Annotated in this window: 14 protein-coding genes; 3 read left to right on the top strand and 11 right to left on the bottom strand. The window is 63.2% G+C overall.

Going from position 1 to position 16,913, the window contains the following annotated elements:
* Nucleotides 1-137 precede the first annotated feature (137 nt).
* On the top strand, nt 138-1,412 hold the full coding sequence (locus tag AC0L3A_RS03260) for a lipase family protein (RefSeq protein WP_473253585.1): 1,275 nt from the start codon (nt 138-140) through the stop codon (nt 1,410-1,412).
* Here AC0L3A_RS03260 and AC0L3A_RS03255 read toward each other — a convergent pair.
* Both AC0L3A_RS03255 and AC0L3A_RS03250 read right to left on the bottom strand, forming a co-directional pair.
* Nucleotides 1,409-2,500 carry an enolase C-terminal domain-like protein gene (locus AC0L3A_RS03255; RefSeq protein WP_354128674.1) on the bottom strand — a complete coding sequence of 364 codons (1,092 nt, stop codon included), beginning with the start codon at nt 2,498-2,500 and terminating at the stop codon, nt 1,409-1,411. The genes AC0L3A_RS03260 and AC0L3A_RS03255 overlap by 4 nt on opposite strands.
* Before the next feature lie 393 nt (nt 2,501-2,893).
* Complete coding sequence (locus AC0L3A_RS03250; RefSeq protein ID WP_354128684.1) at nt 2,894-4,117, bottom strand: ABC transporter substrate-binding protein; 1,224 nt, start codon at nt 4,115-4,117, stop codon at nt 2,894-2,896.
* 404 nt (nt 4,118-4,521) lie between these two features.
* Here AC0L3A_RS03250 and AC0L3A_RS03245 point away from each other — a divergent pair, with 404 nt between their 5' ends.
* A complete protein-coding gene (locus AC0L3A_RS03245) occupies nt 4,522-4,728 on the top strand; it encodes a response regulator (protein ID WP_354128673.1) in 207 nt (68 codons plus the stop codon).
* Between the two features lie 604 nt (nt 4,729-5,332).
* Here the strand turns inward: AC0L3A_RS03245 and AC0L3A_RS03240 are convergent.
* The 7 genes from AC0L3A_RS03240 to AC0L3A_RS03210 form a co-directional block, all read right to left on the bottom strand.
* Nucleotides 5,333-7,276 (bottom strand): glycosyltransferase, encoded by a 1,944-nt coding sequence (locus AC0L3A_RS03240; protein ID WP_473253584.1) that lies wholly within the window; start codon nt 7,274-7,276, stop codon nt 5,333-5,335.
* The gene (locus AC0L3A_RS03235; protein WP_035993653.1) at nt 7,273-8,655 is read right to left on the bottom strand and encodes an HlyD family secretion protein; all 1,383 of its coding nucleotides are present in this window, start codon (nt 8,653-8,655) and stop codon (nt 7,273-7,275) included. Before AC0L3A_RS03235 ends, AC0L3A_RS03240 begins: the two co-directional genes overlap by 4 nt.
* Before the next feature lie 153 nt (nt 8,656-8,808).
* Nucleotides 8,809-10,812, bottom strand: coding sequence for a putative bifunctional diguanylate cyclase/phosphodiesterase (locus tag AC0L3A_RS03230; protein ID WP_354201666.1), 2,004 nt, complete (start codon nt 10,810-10,812; stop codon nt 8,809-8,811).
* Nucleotides 10,813-10,817: 5 nt separating this feature from the next.
* Nucleotides 10,818-11,822 carry a TRAP transporter substrate-binding protein gene (locus AC0L3A_RS03225; protein WP_007597075.1) on the bottom strand — a complete coding sequence of 335 codons (1,005 nt, stop codon included), beginning with the start codon at nt 11,820-11,822 and terminating at the stop codon, nt 10,818-10,820.
* Nucleotides 11,823-12,034: 212 nt separating this feature from the next.
* Complete coding sequence (locus AC0L3A_RS03220; protein WP_354128670.1) at nt 12,035-12,964, bottom strand: alpha/beta hydrolase; 930 nt, start codon at nt 12,962-12,964, stop codon at nt 12,035-12,037.
* A 134-nt stretch (nt 12,965-13,098) separates the two neighbouring features.
* On the bottom strand, nt 13,099-13,593 hold the full coding sequence (locus AC0L3A_RS03215; RefSeq protein ID WP_007597073.1) for a hypothetical protein: 495 nt from the start codon (nt 13,591-13,593) through the stop codon (nt 13,099-13,101).
* 231 nt (nt 13,594-13,824) lie between these two features.
* Complete coding sequence (locus AC0L3A_RS03210) at nt 13,825-14,403, bottom strand: alpha-ketoglutarate-dependent dioxygenase AlkB (protein WP_007597072.1); 579 nt, start codon at nt 14,401-14,403, stop codon at nt 13,825-13,827.
* Nucleotides 14,404-14,473: 70 nt separating this feature from the next.
* Between AC0L3A_RS03210 and AC0L3A_RS03205 the strand changes: the two genes are divergently transcribed.
* Nucleotides 14,474-14,614, top strand: coding sequence for a hypothetical protein (locus AC0L3A_RS03205; protein ID WP_007597071.1), 141 nt, complete (start codon nt 14,474-14,476; stop codon nt 14,612-14,614).
* Here AC0L3A_RS03205 and AC0L3A_RS03200 read toward each other — a convergent pair.
* Nucleotides 14,611-16,197: an ATP-binding protein gene (locus AC0L3A_RS03200; RefSeq protein WP_007597069.1), complete on the bottom strand. Its 1,587-nt coding sequence runs from the start codon at nt 16,195-16,197 to the stop codon at nt 14,611-14,613. The genes AC0L3A_RS03205 and AC0L3A_RS03200 overlap by 4 nt on opposite strands.
* On the bottom strand, nt 16,194-16,898 hold the full coding sequence (locus AC0L3A_RS03195) for a response regulator (protein WP_007597067.1): 705 nt from the start codon (nt 16,896-16,898) through the stop codon (nt 16,194-16,196). Before AC0L3A_RS03195 ends, AC0L3A_RS03200 begins: the two co-directional genes overlap by 4 nt.
* Nucleotides 16,899-16,913 lie beyond the last annotated feature (15 nt).

The following is a 16,913-nucleotide window of genomic DNA, read 5'->3' as shown; positions in this document are numbered from 1 at the left end:
TTGCCTGAAATAGACTTGCCTCAAATAGACTTGGACCCGCGCACGATCGTCTCCATAATCGACGCGGAAAGTGCATTGCTGCGGCAATCAACCCGCCAACAAAAATGCGGCACACTGCAAGGGAACTGGAGACGCCGATGTTCAAAACCCCGAGTCCGAAATTCGTGATGGCGCTCGCCGTCGTCACAGGCCTCGCGATGGCGCAAGCCCACGCGGATTCGTCGCTGCCGGTGGGACCGAAAGTCGGCGATCAGGACCTGTCCGGCTTTTATCGCTGGCCCCAAGCCCTCCCAGAAAGCCCCGGCGTGATGCTGCGCAGGGAGGCGATGCTTGCGCAGCCGGAGATCACGAGCGCCGGTGTCGCCGAGCGCATCCTCTACACATCCACGGATGTGCGCTGGCACGCCGGTATCGTGCCGGTGAGCGGTACGGTCTATCTGCCCAAGGGCGAGCCGCCGGCCGGAGGCTGGCCGCTGGTCGCGTGGGCGCACGGCACGCTCGGCGTGTCGGATTCCTGTGCGCCGTCCTGGACCGGGCACAAGCCGCGCGATGCCACCTACATCCAGCGCTGGCTCGAGAACGGGTTTGCGGTGGTGGCGACCGATTATCAGGGGCTCGGCGGCGCGGGGCCGCATCCGTATCTGATCTGGGAGGCGGAAGGGCGCTCCGTGCTCGACGGCGCGCGTGCTGCGCTCGCCGCGTATCGCGACAAGCTCGCTTCAAAGGTTTTCGTCACCGGACAATCGCAAGGCTCGGGCGCCGCAATCGGCGCGACCGTGATCGCGGAAAGCTACGCGCCCGACGTGCCGCTGATCGCCACCGTGGCGACGGGCCTGGTGTCCACGTTCCCCGATGGCCCCTATAAGCCGCCGCAGACGACCGCGATCGCTTCGCCGATCTATACGTCGCTGATGATGCTCGGCGGCTCGCTGCCGGATGGTGCGCCGTCCGCCGACGATCTCGTCTCCGACAAGGGCAAGCCGGTCCTGAAAGCGGCGCGTGAAAGCTGCACGCCTGAGATGCGCGAGGTCGCGCGCAAGGACGGCATTACCGCCGAGAACGTCTATGTCGAGCCCATCGCCAATGTGCTGGCGCGGTTGACGCCGATCACGGACATGAAGGCCGTGCGGCTGAAGGTGCCGGTGCTGCTCGGGACCGGTCTTGCCGATTCCACGCTGGTCTCGACACGGCAATATGCCGAAGTCGCGGCGCTGTGCGCGGCCGGCAACGAGGTGGTCTGGAAGACTTATCCCGGCGCGACGCACAATGGCGGCCTGAACGCGGCCTTCCCGGATGCGCTCGCGTTCTTCCGCGGCATGCTCGCCGGACAAAAGCCGCAGGCCAATTGCGCGGGAATTGCCGAGCCCGGCGCTCCGGGCGAGGCCGCGAAGGGCATCGCTTTCAACGATTAGCTCACGAGATACTTCTTCACCGCCGCCTCGTCCCACACAATTCCGTTGCCGGGCTCCTCGCCCGGCAGGGCAAAGCCGTCCTTGACGATCAGCCGCGTTGAAAGCACCGCGTCGGCCCAGTCGACATATTCGAGCCAGTGCGCGGTGGGCGTTACGCACAAAAGATGCGCGCTGACTTCCGAGAACAGATGCGTCGACATCTCGACGCCGGCGGCATGCGCCAGTGCGGCGGCGCGCAGCCAGCCGGTGACGCCGCCGATGCGCTGCACGTCGGGCATCACGAAGTCGCAGGCCTCGGCGGAGAGCGCGGATTGCATCGCGAACGCGCTGTCGAAATTCTCGCCGATCTGGACCGGCGTGCGCAGCGCGTCCGCGATACGGCCGTTGCCCTCATAATCGTCGTGACGGATCGGCTCCTCGATCCAGGTCAGCCCCTCGTCGTCGAGCATCTCGCCGCGGCGGATCGCCTCGGTCACCGTCAGCGCCTGGTTGTAGTCGCACATCAAGGTCACGTCGTCGCCGACGGCCTTGCGCACCGCGCGCACCACCTTCAGGTCTTCCCGTGCATCGGGGCGGCCGACGCGGATCTTTGCGGCCTGAAAGCCCTCGGCCAGCAGTTTGTGGGCTTCCTCCACCGCGGCATCCGCCGGCATGATGCCGAGCCCCTTCGAATTGTAGGCCCTGACCGGTTTTGGCGCGCCGCCGAGCAGCCGCGCCAGCGGCAGGCCGCGTGCGCGTGCCAACGCGTCCCAGGCCGCCATGTCGATGCCGGATTGCGCCAGCCGCTGCAGGCCGGCGAGGCCGAGCAGGGTGAAGCGCTGGGTCAGCTTGCGCTCGATCTCGAACGGCAGCAGCTCGTCGCCCGCAAGCAGCTCTGACATTTCCGCGACCATCGCCGCCAACGGCTTCAAGGCCGAGGGCGTGATCGAGAACAGATAGGCGTGCCCCCGCACGCCCACGTCGGTCTCGCAGTCGATCAGCACCAGCGGCGCTTTTGCGACAGCCCCGGTCGAGGTCTTGAGCGGGAGGTTCATCGGCACGATGACGGGGCGCGCATTGAAGCGCTTGATACGGATGGTCTCGGTCATTTGGTGGATCTCCCGGCGGAGTGAATGCAGGTTCGTGCCGATCTTAAACATCCGTGATGAAACGAAAAGCCGCCGACCGCGACCACCATAAAATGGGGTTGCGCGGGAGTTGAAGCCGGCGTGAGAAGCCGAATTCAGTCCGGGCGTGCCCGGATTCTGCCAACACGCAGGTGCGTCGCCTCTCCCGCTTGCGTGAGAGGTCGGCGCCGTCCGGGCGATGCGAAGCATCGTCCCGCGCGCCGGGTGAGGGCTTTCTCCTCTTGGGGGCTCTCGATTGCGGATGCACCGTCTCCCCAACCCTCCCCCGCAAGCGGGGGAGGGAGCGCACCTCTCCCTTCGATGCGATAAACGCCGACGCTCCCTCAAGCGGGCAACTGCCCTGCCCGAGTCAGCTCACCGCGCCGCGCCTTCCGTGAAGGCCGTCTCGATCACATCGCCGAAGGGTTGCCAGGAGCGGCCGTCGAACTGGACCAGCCGCATCTGCCTGATCGGCAGGTAGCTGTTCGGCGAGGTGTTCATCCTGATGTTGGGCAGCGCGACCGAGGGTTGATAATTCCTCAGCGAAGCCGCCTGACGCATGATGTTCTCGCGCGAGAGGTCATCGCCGCATTGCTTCAGCACCTGCGTCAGCGCCTCGGCCGCGGCATAGCCATAGAGCGCCGCGCTGCTGTTGGTGCTTTCGTCGTGATGGTATTTGTCCATGAAGGCGAACCAGTCCTTCATGGCGGGATCGTCCTTCCATGCGGGATCGCTAGGATCCTTCAGGAAGGCCGCCGAGATCACGCCGGAGGAATTCTCTAGGCCTGCCGGCGCCATCGCGTTGGCAATCGAGGCGGAGGCGTCGTTGACGATAAAGACCGGGCGCCATTTCAGTGCCGCCGCCAACTTGATCACCTTGGACGCCGTCGACGGCACGCCGAGAAAGACAAAAATATCGGCACCGGCGCGCTTGAGGATCGAGACGTGTCCGTCGAGATGCTCGTCGGCAATGTCGAAGGCGATGTCGACGAGGACGAGACGGTTCAGATCGCCAAGGCCTTCCTCCATGCCCTTGAGAAGCGCACGCCCGAACTGGTCGTTCTGCCAGAGCACCACGATCTTCTTCCTGGGATAATAGGCCTGGAGATAGTTGGCGTAGATGCGCCCCTCCGACCGGAACGACGGCTGCCAGCCCATGGTCCAGGGAAACGCCTTGGCCTGGCTCAGCTCCTCGTCGCCGGAGGCGACGAACAGCTGCGGAATCTTCTTCTCGTTCAGATACCAGCGCGCGGCGATATTGCCCGGCGTGCCGAACGAGCCGAACATCAAATGCACGTCGTCTTTCTCGACGAGATTGCGCGTCAGCTCCAGCGCGCTGTTCGGATCAGAATTGTCGTCGCGGGTGATAAAGCGGATCTTGCGGCCGTTGATGCCGCCGCGCGCGTTGACCATGTCGAAATAGGCGGCTTCCGCCTGGCCAATGGCGCCGAACTCGGAGAGCGGTCCCGAATACGGCATGACATTGCCGATGCGGATTTCGTTGTCGGCGGTGGGTTGATCGGCGCGCTCCTGCGACATCGCCCCGAGCGAGGCGTAGGAGATGATCAGAACGAACAGCAGCCTGCCGGTGACGCGCATGCTCGACACCTTGTCGTTGGCCCCCAACGAGGTCGGCTCACTCCGCAGCAAGGCGATTGATCTACGTCAAGCGTTTGTCAAAGCTGTGGCCGGACGGCGGGCTTCTTGCCGGCCGAACGGAATGGCAAGCGTATTGACGTGCCGACCGTGGCGGGCCGTCCGCGGACCTCGAACTCGATCTCGACCCCGCGGTCGCGAAACCGGACGATACAGTGCAGGTTGCCGATGAAAAATGATTCTATCTGTGAAAGTTCACATTTGGGATAGCGGGCCTTAGTTTGGCTGGTGGTCAATATTGACCGGTGGCAGCAGAGCTTGCCGTTCCATCATGTTCCATCACCGCTCCCATTGGCATCCATCGATGACAGAGAGTATTGCGCTCCCGCCGGATCCAGGCAAGCCTCATGACCATTCAACGAACGCCTTGTCCTAAATGCCAGACGACAATGATGCTGGCGCGCATCACGCCCGGCTCCGCCGGTTTTGACATTCGTACCTTCGAATGTTCCGCTTGCGATTTCGTCGATCAGATCGCGGTCGATCTGGTCGACCCGATGAGATCGGCCCGTACCTTGGCTTGGTTTCACAGCGAATTGCGGGCGCCTACGTAGGAACGCGCCCTACCCGGAACGATCGAGCGCCGAAAGCCTGGACGTGGGCGTTGGTTGAGAATAACCGATTGCAGCGCTCGGCTTGGCAGGGACGGTGACGTGCTCAGTATGGATCGGTCCGACCTTGAGTGTTCCGCTCAGCGCTATTCTTCAGCGATCTTAGTGCTGCGCTTTGACAAACATGTCGAAGGAGGGTTTCCGAAAGACGGACGACCAATTCTTTCAAGTCCTTGGTCTCCTTTTCGAGAGAGTGGAGGGCGCGCTCCATTCGCAGTTCGTCTTCGAGACTCCGGGGCCAAAGGGTTGGCTGTCTTCGCTCGGTGATCATCCCTTCCTCCCAACAGCGCTACGTATCTCTTCGCGCTCTTTGGCATGACGCCCCCAAAAAAACTACGTGCTCTCAACGACGATTCGCAGCTCAATATTGCTCAGCTTCGGCGGTTATCGCATTGGGTATCAGAAGGCTCGATTTGCCGGGGCGCTCTCAGTCGCCGCACTCGGATACGATGCTCCTTGCTACGAATCTCCTCGCTGTGAGGAAATGAGGCCTGCTAGGACAGCCATGTTGTCCAACCCTTCTACCTGCCGCCGGTGGTAGACGTAGTCACCCGAAGATCCGCATTAATAATGCTTTGCCGACGGGAGCGGCGCGTATGCCGGTGAATGCACTGACGTAGTCACCGGAATAGAAAGCGCGAATGAGATCGATGCGCGTGTTCAGGGTTTCATCAAACCGGACCGCAAATCCATCCCCAGTTCGTCGCACGACCAGGGCAGCTACTTTTCTTTCCTGGAGGGTGCAATGAACCGCGGTCCCGACTGGCGGTGGCTTGTCGCTCACGAAGCGGGCGCCCGTGATCGACATGTCTGCCAAACGGTAGATGAACTGCCGGCCACCGAGATTGAAAAGAACCGGCTCATCTCGCTCGAACCGCTCGGCCTTCCGTCGCCGCGGCTGCTCGATCGACACCAAGCAGACGATCATCAGAATGATCGCGTTGTACAAACTCCAGGCGAGCGCCAGGCTGCCATAGGCGATCATGTCGCCTTGCACATGAAGCACGAACGCATAGACGATACCCGCGAGCGTAATCGCCAGTGCGGTGCCGTATACCCTGAGCAGTGGCCACTCGATGAAGCGTTGATCGCGATCCCCGCCCTTTGCGGTGACCTTGAATTTGTGCCCCTGCGTCTTGAGCAGCCCCGCCGCCACGGCCTTGAGAACCGCCGGCAGTGCAATGTATTGAGCGACATCCGACATCACCGCCATGGAGCGTCCGCGGGAAATCCAGGCCATGGTGAGCGAATACCAGACATAGAAGGGTAGGAAATATCCGAGGAGTTCGAAAAGATCCGCCTGGACGGCTTTGACGCCGAAGAGAAGATAAAGGCTCGGAACGACGAGACCGAATACCTTGACGACATAGGTCGAGGTCCAACTCATGAATGCTTCGATGAGAGACAGCCTGTCGATAACATCCAGCTGCGATCTTCGGGAAAAAGGGCCACTTCGCCCGCGAAAGATCTGCATGAAGCCAAGACACCATCGGCTGCGCTGGGTGATGTACTCCTTGAGGCCCTCCGGGGCCAGCCCCAAGGTCAGACGTTCGTTCAGGTACACCGTGCCCGCGCCAATTTCCTTCAGCCGCAGCGTCAGCAAGTAGTCCTCCGTCACGGAGTCGGTCGGAAAGCCGCCAATTTTCACGAGGGATGAGAATCTGATGACCGACGACGTGCCGCAACAAAAAGCCACGCCCCAAGCGTCTTTCGATGGCATCAGAATATCGAAGAAGAAACGCTGCTCGTCCGGCCAGACCTTGGTCGCGGCCAGGTTGGTTTGGATCGGATCCGCATTGATGAAATGCTGAGGCGTTTGCACCACGCCTACGCGCTGATCGCCGAACAAGCACATCGCGCGGGCGAGGAATTCGGGCATCGGAACGAAATCGGCGTCGAGGATCGAAATGAAGTCAGGGGGATCGGCGAGCTCCGCCACATGCCGCAGGGCGTGATTGATGTTGCCAGCCTTGGCGTCGGTGTTGTCGGGGCGCGCCAGATAGCGGCAGCCGAGCTGGCCGGCAAGCTTTTCGAGCCAGTCACGCCGCCCGTCGTCCAGAACCCAGACACGGTAGTTGGGATAGTTCATTCCCGTGGCGCCGATGATTGTGCGCTCCAGGATCGACGTTTCCTCGTTGTAGGTGCAAACGAATACGTCGATCAGCGGAGCTTGCCGCCCGGCAAGCCACCGCCCGTTGGCTTCGACTTGCGGCGTACGATCGGTCGTGCGGCTGAGAAATACCAGCGACAGTGCACCCGCTGCAAGCGATGCAGCCTCGACGATGAGGAACAGAAATCCCACGGCGAAATCGGCGGTCCAGCCGACGGGCGGGACCGTTGCCGTCATGCGCCATCCAAAATAACGGAGCATGAGCAGCAACACGATTGAAATCATCAGCGAACGCGCCGCGGAGTTTTCGTGCCTGAGCCAGGGAAGGACGGCAACGCAGAACCCGAGCGCAATAAGGCCCGGCGTCAGCGCGGCGATCATGGCTTTCTCGCCGTGTCTGCCGAGAAGATGACGCGTCCGGTTCGCCCGACCGGACAATCGTTGGAGCCATCGTTGAGGTCGGGGACAGAAATCGTCGCGCGATACGGTTCCTTGCTCAGCGCATCGGGATTAATGGCGAGGTTCGCTGCGGCCCCTGCGGAGCCGGTGAGATTGACGACGGTGCCAGCCAATTCGGGCCCGCCGGCGCTCGGCCGGAAATGTGCGAGAGATCCCAGTTTCAGCCCGTTATACACGCTCTCAGTGACGTTCGCCGTCACCACGGCACCGGAACAATCGAGTAGACGGACGAGCGGTTGTCCGGCCCGGACGTCCTCTCCAGGCGCCGTCATGACCTCCCATATTCGGCCGGCGATGGGGAATTTGATGTCCGCCTCGGAGCGGCTGATGTAACGAGATCGTTCGGATTCAATCTCGCCGACGAGCCACGAGATTTGCGCATCAGCATGCGCTACGTCCGCGGTGAGCCCTTCAGCCCGCTGCCGCATTTCCTCCTCACGCTGCACCGAGCTCGGACGATCGTTGTAGCTGTCGCCGAGGAACGTGCCCTCGCGCGCGGCGGTGAGCTCAACCTGGGTTGCATCCAGGCGGCGGCGCGCGCCGATTTCGGTTTGCTGGGCAATGGTTTGATCCCGCGTCAAGCGCCCAAGCTCGACAGACGAAACGCTGCCCGATTTGATAAGCGATGAAGCTCGTTCCACCGCGGCCGCCGCCTCCTCGCGACGCGCTGCGGCGGCTTCGATTGATGTTTGGATTTCTGCGATGCGCGCCTCGAGCTGACGGATGCGCCCCGCTGTGAACAGGGCCGCCTGACGCGCCAGATCCTTCTGCGCCGCCTGGGCTGAAGCTATCTTCGAAACGAGGCTCGGCCTTTCGTTTTCGAGGCGAGACATCTGACTGCGTAGATCATCGAGCCGCACGCGGTCTCCGCGCGGATTGACGACACGAAGGATGAAAGTGCCCTCGCCGACGATGCCTAAATCGCCTGCCAGACTGGCCCCCGCTGAAATCTTCCCGTCGATCGGCGACCTCAATGTCACGAGCCTGGAATTGACGACGGCTTCGACGCTTGACGTCTGGAAAAGCGCCCTGAGCGGCAGCCAGCCGAATACTGCGACGATGGCGATGCCCGCTGCGGCCTTCACAAATCGGCGAAGCGTCCGGCTCGGCTTGGATTGCGCCAGATCCGCGGCCGCAGCGCCGCCAGTTGCCGGGGCATCGGTATTGCCGGGACTGAGACGCGCATCCAACGCGCGTTGCAAACCGTGCGCGTCATGGTTTCCGTCCATCGCGAGAGGCTTCGCGATATCTGGACCGCCGCTTTCGAGCGTCGAACCGAAACGCGTTTTGTTTTGCATCATACACCTGACAGCTAACGCGCAACCTCAGAGCGAGATGCCGTCGGCCGGACCCAAATGCAATCTTGGTGTTGAAACAGTTAGTTGAAACAAGAGAACTGTCTGCAATAGAGAGCCGCCAAGAGCCGCGTTGGCCGAACGGGAACAGGGTCGGTGCTACCGTTCGGCTGATAAGTTGACGAGGTGCAGCTTGGTGGCTTGGGCCGGCGCGGGCGAAGCCGGTGGCATTGCCTTCTCAAAGTCCGCGAGAATGCTGGCGCCGAGCTCCGAGGCGGGGATCGGCCGGCCGAAGAAGAAGCCTTGCACCTGATCACCCTCGGCCGCCTCGAGAAAAGCTGCCTGGTTGGCGGTTTCGACGCCTTCGACCGTGACGCGCATGTGCAGTTCCCGTCCGAGCGCGATGATCGCTTTCACTACTGTCCCGACCTGACAATGGGGGCCGTTGAGGCTCTGCATGAAGGCTCGATCGATCTTGATCTTGTCGAACGGAAAGCGCCACAGATAGCTGAGGCTCGAATAGCCAGCCCCGAAATCGTCCATCACGATGGCAACGCCCATCGTCTTGAGCGTCCGGAGTTGCGCCATGATCGTTTCGGTGTTGCCGAGCAGCAGGCTTTCGGTGATCTCCAGTTCGAGCCGGTGCGCCGCGAGTCCAGCCTCTGTTAGTGCGGTGGCGACGATGTCACCGATGTTGCCCGCCACGAACTGCGCGGGTGACAGGTTCACTGCAACGGTCAGGTGCGCCGGCCAGGTCGCGGCCGTGCGGCATGCCTCCCGCAATACCCACGCCCCGATCTTGTCGATAAGCCGCAAGTCCTCGGCGACCGGAATGAAGGTCAATGGCGGAATGAGGGTTCCGTCCGCCGCAGGCATCCGGATCAGCGCTTCGAACCCGGCAAGGCGGCGCCGGGATACTTCGAAGAGCGGCTGGTAATGCAATTCGAAGCGATCATTCAGCACCGCCTCGCGAATCGCCCTCTCAAGCTCGATGCGCGCTTGCAGCTCGGTGTCCATTTCGGGCAGGAAAAACCGGATGCAGTTGCGGCCGGCGGCCTTGGCCGCGTAGAGCGCGAGGTCAGCACTCTTGAGCAACCCCTCGGGGCTGGTGTCTTCCCCCGTCGCCAGCGCCACGCCGATGCTAGCGGTGGTGAGGATCTCGTGCTGCTTGAATTTCACGGTCGCATTTATCGCGGCGGCGAGATGGCTCGCAAACGACTCGGCCTGAGCTTTGCCGGCGATGCCGCACTGCACGACCACGAATTCGTCGCCGCCGAGCCGCGCCACCACGTCGTCGATCCTGACCGCGGCGCGAAGACGCTTGGCGATGGACTTGAGCAGAAAATCGCCGCCGTCGTGACCAAGCGAATCGTTGACCTCCTTGAAACGGTCGATGTCGATGAAGTGTACGGCAAGGCTGCTGCCCCGCATCGGCAGGCGAGCGATGGCGCTCTCCAGTTTTTCGATCAGCTGCGGGCGATTGGTCAGCCCGGTCAACGCGTCATGATGGGCGAGAAACCGGATGCGCCGGTCAGCGTGCTTCACCTTTGTTTCCCGATACCAGGCAATTGCGGGAATGGAGAAGGCGAGACCTGACAGCAGGCAAAGAAACACGGCTGCGGTCAGGAACGTATTGTGGACATTCTTGCGTTGCTCGGTTTCATCCACGTAGGCCGCAACGACAGCGGTGAGGCGACCGTCGGTCTGGATCGGGACATAGGCGCGGGCGAAGAATGCCGGTCGGTCGGGCGAATTTCCCTCCCCGACGTCGATGATCGGTTGACCGTCAACCGCTGATCGCGCTGCATCGGGGCTATATTCAGACAAGTCGACGAGCGCGATCTTTTCGCGGGTCGAAACGAACTGGGAGTAGCCATTACGGTTGAATATTTCGTAGTGAAAGACCTCGCCGGAATTTCGCGCCGACCGGAAGAACGCCATGCTCGCGGCGGAAGGCTGCTCGCCGCCGGCGATCTGCTCGAGATCGGCGACACTGGCCGCAAGGAACCTCGCCCAGCTACGAGCGGTCGACGTCGCATCTTGACGGAGAAGATGTTCGGTCGTGATTTTCAGGGTGGTCCCGGCGCCCAGCAACAGAATGGCGAGCGCGGCGACGATGGTGACGATGTTTCGCTGAGGCCGGATCCTGGCGAGTGACGGCATCAGTGCTACCGCGTCGATCGCATTTTCGTGAGCTCGGCCCGAGCGGTTTTCAGCAGCTCGGCATTGCGCTCACTTTTCGAAGCCCAATCGTCGGCAACGGCCGCGAACACGGCATTGGCCGCATCGAGGTCCGACGGCGAGGGTATGGTCACCTGGCGTTTGGGATCGGTCTTCAGCTCACCCATGATGCTGTTTTCCACGGCTTCGTAGGTATCCATGAAGCGCCCGGCAGACCATGCACCACTGTATTTGAGGATGATCGCCTGCGCCGATTTCGGCAGCCGGTTGAACGTCTTCCGATTCATCAAGACCATCAGCGGCGCGCCGCCGACACCAAGAAGGTAATGATAAGTCGCAACGCGTTTGATGCCGTAATCGACCACTGAAGCAGGGTTCACGAGGGCGCCATCGATGCTGCCGTTGCCGATGGCTTCGGAGATCTTGTTGACCGGCAGGAGCACAGGCCGCGCCCCGAGCTTTTCGAGCGCTGCGGCTTCGCCAGGATTGTTGACGCGAATTCTCTTGTCCTTGAGATCGTTCAACGACGTGATCGCGATATTGCTGTGGATCGTCTCAGGCTCGCTGACATAAGCGCCGATCACGATGTAGTCATCGTATCCTTGCAGCGCGTTGGCGGCCATCAGCCGGCCGAACACCGCAACGGACTCCCGCATGCTCGCAAACAGGCCGGGCATTTCGATGATTGCGTTATCCGCAAACCGGTTGCGCGTCAGCCCCGTCACGACGTAGGCGATGTCGGCCCTACCGTCGAGCACGAGCTGGGGCTGCTCAGCCGGATCCTTGCCAAGCGCGCCGCTGAAATAGGTTTCAATTTCGATCTGGCCTCTGGCCTCGGTGTTGACCGCCTCGACGAACGGCTTGACCGCGGCGAGATAACTCGTCGAGCGGTCGGAGCTGAAGAAGGCCAATTTGAGCTTGACCGGTTCGGCGGCTGAGGTCGAAATCAACGCAAACGAGATCACCGCGCATCGTGCCAGCAACGTAAGCATCGGTTTTCCGATCGTGGCAGCGACGGGTCACACAGTTGTGCGAAACGCCGATTTTCTCGGTCTGTAGCGGACCCTCATAGATTGAACTACTTCAAGTAACTCTCCTAGATAGCACGCGGTGCTCCAGGCGGCGACCAGGATCGCGAATCGTGGTTTAAGGCGTGCTAACGTCGGCGAGGCGTGGCCGGTATCGGCGTGCTCCCGGCACGCCGCTACGGCAGCCCGCGCGCCTCGAGCTGATGCACCAGCAGCAGCGTCGGCTCGGCGAGGCTGTCGCCGGAGCCGTCGAGACCGAAGGCGCTCGCGATGCCGTCGCGGCTCCGCAGCAGCGCGCTGCGCGGACAATGGCCGGCGCCGCAGAGCGTCTTCTTCAGGGTCTCGCCCTGCGCCGTGACGCCGGCGGAATCATCCGCGGCCCAGGCCAGCACGATCGGGACGTCGACATTGAGGATGCCGGGGAAGACCGAGCGCTTGTTGTACTGGCTGGCGTCGCTGCCGAGATAGGCCTTCTCGCTGTCGCTCGCGTCCTTGCCGGCGCGGTAGACCCCGGACACCAGCACGACTGCCGCAACATCGGCGCGGTCGGTCTGGAGTTCGGGATGGGCCAGCAGGGTGGCGACATGGAAGGCGCCGGCGCCGTAGCCGACTGCGACGATCTCGCGGGCATCGCCGTTGAACAGGTCGATATTGCCGTGGACCCAGGACAGCGCCGCCGCTACGTCGGTCGCACCCGCCGGCCACGTCGCCGAGGGCGCCAGCCGATAGTTGACGCGCACGCCGACCATGTCGTTGCGTGCGGCAAAGCACATGGCTTGGTCCTGGATCTGGCGCGACAGCTCCGGCGCGGCGCGGTCGCCGGTGAAGGTGTCGCCGGTCACGAACAGCAGCACCGGCCGCGGCGTATCCGCCTTGGTCGTGGCGGTGGCGACATCGAGCACATTGGCTTCGCTCTCGCCGTAGCGCAGGCCGCGCGAGAAGGTGACCTGCTCGCACAGCCGCGCGGTGCCGCCCGCGGTGGTGTCGTTGTCGGTGAGGCCCACCCGGACGAGATCGGACGGCGCGTCCGGCCGCATCGGTAGGGGACCTTGTGCGGAGGCTGCCGTCAGGCCCAGAGTCAGAAAAAATGCGAGAAAATTCTTCATGTCGGTGTTGGCCCTGCGTGCCCGATATGGGCTCGCGCGTTTGGCCCGTCTTTTCAATTCGCCTTATTAGTTAGCTGGTCATGAGGCGATTTCACGGCACCCATGGTTCTCTCGGCTCGTCCTCCGCGCGTGGTTCAATTCCCCGGCTGAAACGTGCACTCCGCCCCGCTGCCGTCCTTCCGGCGGATTGCGTTGGGGTCGATCGTGCAGCTCAGCTTGGTCAGGCTCTCGAAATTCGATCCCGCGGCGCCGTCGGACGGAATGCCGGCCAGTGCTTCGGTGGCGAAGATCTCGCTGGCCGTGGAGCCGTTCACCGTCCTGGTCTTCTTGCCGAAGGTGACCTCGCAGTTCCGCACGGTGATGTCGACATTGCCGGCGCGACAAACGATTCGATCGGCGGTCACCACGATCGGCTTCTTGTAGGGAATGTCGCTGTTGGCGGCGAACAGCATCGCCATCGCCTTCTTCTCGGCGCCGGACAGGACCGACGACAGCGGCGCGATCACCCCCGCGAGCGCCAGCGCCGTCGAGCCCGAGACTTTTGCGGGCGTCGCGTCGGAGGCATCGGCGACGCCGGAGGCGGTAGCGACAACGAGGGTGCAGGCGAGGATCAATCGACCGGGCTTCATCTTGGCTCCCTGGACCTGCAGTCGCGGCTTCCTCCCGCGCGGCGCGTGGAACCAGTTTAGCATGTAAACGCGAATTGGAAGGCAAGTTCGCCGGGCCTTGCGCCTTTGCGCGGTGCGGCTGTTTTGCCCCGAGGTGTCAAACGGTTATGCCGCGGGGCCGAGCCTCGCGCCGACACGGCCGTTCTACTGTGCATGGGGTTGTTTTCGCGTTTTTTTGTTTTGGCCCGCTCTTCAGGCCTGCTTCATCGTCCGGAAGGTGATGGAATAGCGGCGCGCCTCGACCGGCGGGATGCTGTGCTCCCATTGCGACCGCGCCTCCCCGTCCATCATGTAAAGCGAGCGCGGCAGAGCTTCGAGCGTGTGGCGCTCCCATTTGTCGCCGCCGCGGCGGCGGAAGCGGAATTTGCAGGACGAGCCGAGCGACAGGCCGAGGATTTTGTCGAAATGCGGCTTGTCGCGATGCCAGCCGATGCCGACGCCGGCGTCGTATTCGGTGCAGAGCACTTGCCGCACGCTGCCGGCGGCAAGCCCCGCCCATGCCTCGACCTGCCGTGCGGCGGGGACGACCCAGTCCGGGATCGGCTCGGCCTCGGCCAGCCGCTGCAATGTGTAGTCATAGCGATAGCCGAAGGACGCCACCCGGCGGTTGCCCTCGAAGGCGCCGAACTGGAAGCGCTGGAGCGGCAATGCTGCGATGCGGCCGATGAGCGCCTGCTCGGCGGCGGCCTCGACGAAGTCATCGGTGTAGCGAAGGCCGGCAGGCCCTGCTTGCGGATCGGCGAACAAACCAAGCTGCGTCCTTCCTCGCATTTCCGTGATGGAACCTAATGGTGGCTGATGCGACTTACATATGACGCGGAAAGTAACGTGCGAGGCTGTCATGGCAGAGAAGCATACCGCCGATCCGGCAGAGATCATGCGGGCGACCGGTCATCCTGAGCTGGAATACGCCGCCGGCTGGACCATCGCCGGTCTGGTCACGATCGGCACCATCGTCGCCGCCTGGGTGTTCGCGATCTAGCCCATTGGAAACTGGAGCTCGAATGCCGCGCCGTCCTCGGTCGGCTTGAGCCTGATCGAGCCGCCATGGCTCGCCATCACCGCGCGCGCGATCGCGAGCCCCATCCCGGTGCCGCCCTGGTCGCGGCGGGTGGTGAAGAACGCGTCGAAGATCCTGTCGCGGTTCGGCGACGAGATCGGCTCCCCGTCATTGCTCACAGTCAGAAGCAGGGTCGTGCGCTCGTCGATCGCCTCCAGCCTGATTGTCCCGGCGTTGTGCCGCATCGCATTGTCCGCGAGGTGCGACAGCACGATCAGCGCCTTCTCAGCCGACATGCCGATCATCAGGTCAAGGCTGCCGCTGGCCTCGATTGAGCTCGCTGGAAACCGGCTCCTGAGGTCGGCAATCACGGGCGCCAATTCGGTGCGTTCGTTTTGCGGCAGGCTTTCGGCACGCGCGAGTTCGCGCAGCCGCTGCGCCATCGCTTCCAGCCGCTTTGTGTCGGACAGGATATTGGCGATGAACGTCTCCTGCTCGGTGGGCGTCAGGCTTCCCGCTTTGCCCTGAACCGAATCCTGCAACAGCTCGGCGGCGCCCTTGATCGAGGTCAGCGGCGATTTCAGTTCGTGGGTGAGGTGGGCCGAGAAGGTCGCGATATAGTCCGAGCGCCTTGCGAGCTGCTCGGCCATGCCGAGAAAGCTGTGCGAGAGTTGCGCGAACTCGCGTGTGCCGTAATGTCGGAGCGGCCTGAACGCCTCGCGGTCGCCGCGGCCTATTCTGGTGGCGCGATCGATCAGCTCGCGCATCGGCAGCGTGATGGTGCGCGAGAATACGAGGCCGATCGCGATGGTGCCGAGAATCACGGCAAGCCCCGCCAGCACGAACTTGGCCCGCTCCTGGTAGAGATGGTCGAAGATGTTGCTTGGGGTCCGCGTCGTGTAGATCACCCCCGCGACGCGGTTGTTGACGATGACAGGCATCGCCGAAAACACGTGGACGCCGAGGCCGCGGCTGAAGGAATAGATCGACGGCGGCGGCTTGTCCGGCACGCGGTTGCGCAAGGTGGCGCGGTATTGGCCGTGCAGCGCGTCGGCGACCTCCTCGATATGGGCGAGCGATTGCCCGACCTCCTGCCGCCCGGCGATCACCACGCCTTGGGGATCGAGGATGCGAAAGCCTGCCAGCGTCACCTTCTGGGTCTCGCGGATGATCGGCGTCAGCTTCGCGCCGATCTCGACATAGGCGGGTTGCGCCGGCTGGGCCGCCGCCAGCGCCTCGGGTCGCCGCCGCAGCAAGTCATTGGCGGTGAGGTCGAGCGCGGGGCGGATCGGGGTGACCTGGTCGCCGGGGTCAGGCAGCACGTTCGGCGGCACCTCGGCGCCGAGCGTGAGGCCACTGTCGAGCCTTGCCGTGACCTCCTGCGCATAGATCGTCGCGAGCACGCGGCTCTGCGCGATCAGCTCGGCCTGGGTCTGGCGGATGAGCTGGTTGTCGTAGAGACGGAAGAAGAACAGGCCGACCAGCGGCAGCACGCCGACGGTCGCCAGCACCGTGAAGATCACCAGGGTAAGCGACGGCCGCCATTTGTCGGGCGCCGCGCTCATGCGTCCTTCTCGCAGCGGCCGAGCTTGAAGCCGACGCCGTGAATGGTCTCGATGACGTTGTCACAGGCCAGCGCCGCGAGCTTGGCGCGGATGTTGCGGATGTGGCTGTCGATGGTGCGGTCGGAGACCTGGATGTTGAGCTGATAGGCGGCCCGCATCAGCTGCTCGCGGTTGAACACTGAGGTCGGCCGAGTCAGGAACGCGCGCAAAATGCCGAACTCGATCGCGGTCAGCTTCAGCGGCGTGCTGGCGAAGGACGCGACATGCTGCTCGGGATCGACCAGAAGGCCGCCTTGCGCGAGGGCCGACGGCCCCGCCTTGGCCTCGCCATTGCGCGGGCCGAGACGGCGCAGGATGACGTTGACCCTCGCCACCAGCTCGCGCGGGCTGAACGGTTTCGTCACGTAGTCGTCGCCGCCGATCTCGAGGCCGAGGATGCGGTCGATCTCCTCGTCGCGGGCCGACAGAAACAGGATCGGCACGTCAGAGGCTTTGCGCACCTCGCGGCAGACGTCGAGGCCGTCGAACTCGGGCATGCCGATGTCGAGTACGATCAGGTCGGGCTTGTCGGCGGCAAAGCGGCTCAGCGCCTCCTTGCCGTCGCGCGCCTCGATCACGTCCATGCCGGCTTTCTTCAAGGCAACGCGGATGACCTCGCGGATGTGACCCTCGTCGTCGACGATGAGAATGCGGTGCGCCAAGAATCTCTCCGCTGC

This window comes from Bradyrhizobium sp. MI1.3 (genome assembly GCF_055811695.1).
The sequence above is the reverse complement of the archived record's forward strand: the minus strand, read 5'-3'. Positions and strand labels throughout refer to the sequence as shown.

Bases quoted from the DNA above. Each gene is read 5' to 3' on its own strand.
- AC0L3A_RS03260 (WP_473253585.1), top strand. From the start codon at position 138: ATGTTCAAAACCCCGAGTCCGAAATTCGTGATGGCGCTCGCCGTCGTC.
- AC0L3A_RS03255 (WP_354128674.1), bottom strand. From the start codon at position 2,500: ATGACCGAGACCATCCGTATCAAGCGCTTCAATGCGCGCCCCGTCATC.
- AC0L3A_RS03250 (WP_354128684.1), bottom strand. From the start codon at position 4,117: ATGCGCGTCACCGGCAGGCTGCTGTTCGTTCTGATCATCTCCTACGCC.
- AC0L3A_RS03245 (WP_354128673.1), top strand. From the start codon at position 4,522: ATGACCATTCAACGAACGCCTTGTCCTAAATGCCAGACGACAATGATG.
- AC0L3A_RS03240 (WP_473253584.1), bottom strand. From the start codon at position 7,276: ATGATCGCCGCGCTGACGCCGGGCCTTATTGCGCTCGGGTTCTGCGTT.
- AC0L3A_RS03235 (WP_035993653.1), bottom strand. From the start codon at position 8,655: ATGATGCAAAACAAAACGCGTTTCGGTTCGACGCTCGAAAGCGGCGGT.
- AC0L3A_RS03230 (WP_354201666.1), bottom strand. From the start codon at position 10,812: ATGCCGTCACTCGCCAGGATCCGGCCTCAGCGAAACATCGTCACCATC.
- AC0L3A_RS03225 (WP_007597075.1), bottom strand. From the start codon at position 11,822: ATGCTTACGTTGCTGGCACGATGCGCGGTGATCTCGTTTGCGTTGATT.
- AC0L3A_RS03220 (WP_354128670.1), bottom strand. From the start codon at position 12,964: ATGAAGAATTTTCTCGCATTTTTTCTGACTCTGGGCCTGACGGCAGCC.
- AC0L3A_RS03215 (WP_007597073.1), bottom strand. From the start codon at position 13,593: ATGAAGCCCGGTCGATTGATCCTCGCCTGCACCCTCGTTGTCGCTACC.
- AC0L3A_RS03210 (WP_007597072.1), bottom strand. From the start codon at position 14,403: ATGCGAGGAAGGACGCAGCTTGGTTTGTTCGCCGATCCGCAAGCAGGG.
- AC0L3A_RS03205 (WP_007597071.1), top strand. From the start codon at position 14,474: ATGGCAGAGAAGCATACCGCCGATCCGGCAGAGATCATGCGGGCGACC.
- AC0L3A_RS03200 (WP_007597069.1), bottom strand. From the start codon at position 16,197: ATGAGCGCGGCGCCCGACAAATGGCGGCCGTCGCTTACCCTGGTGATC.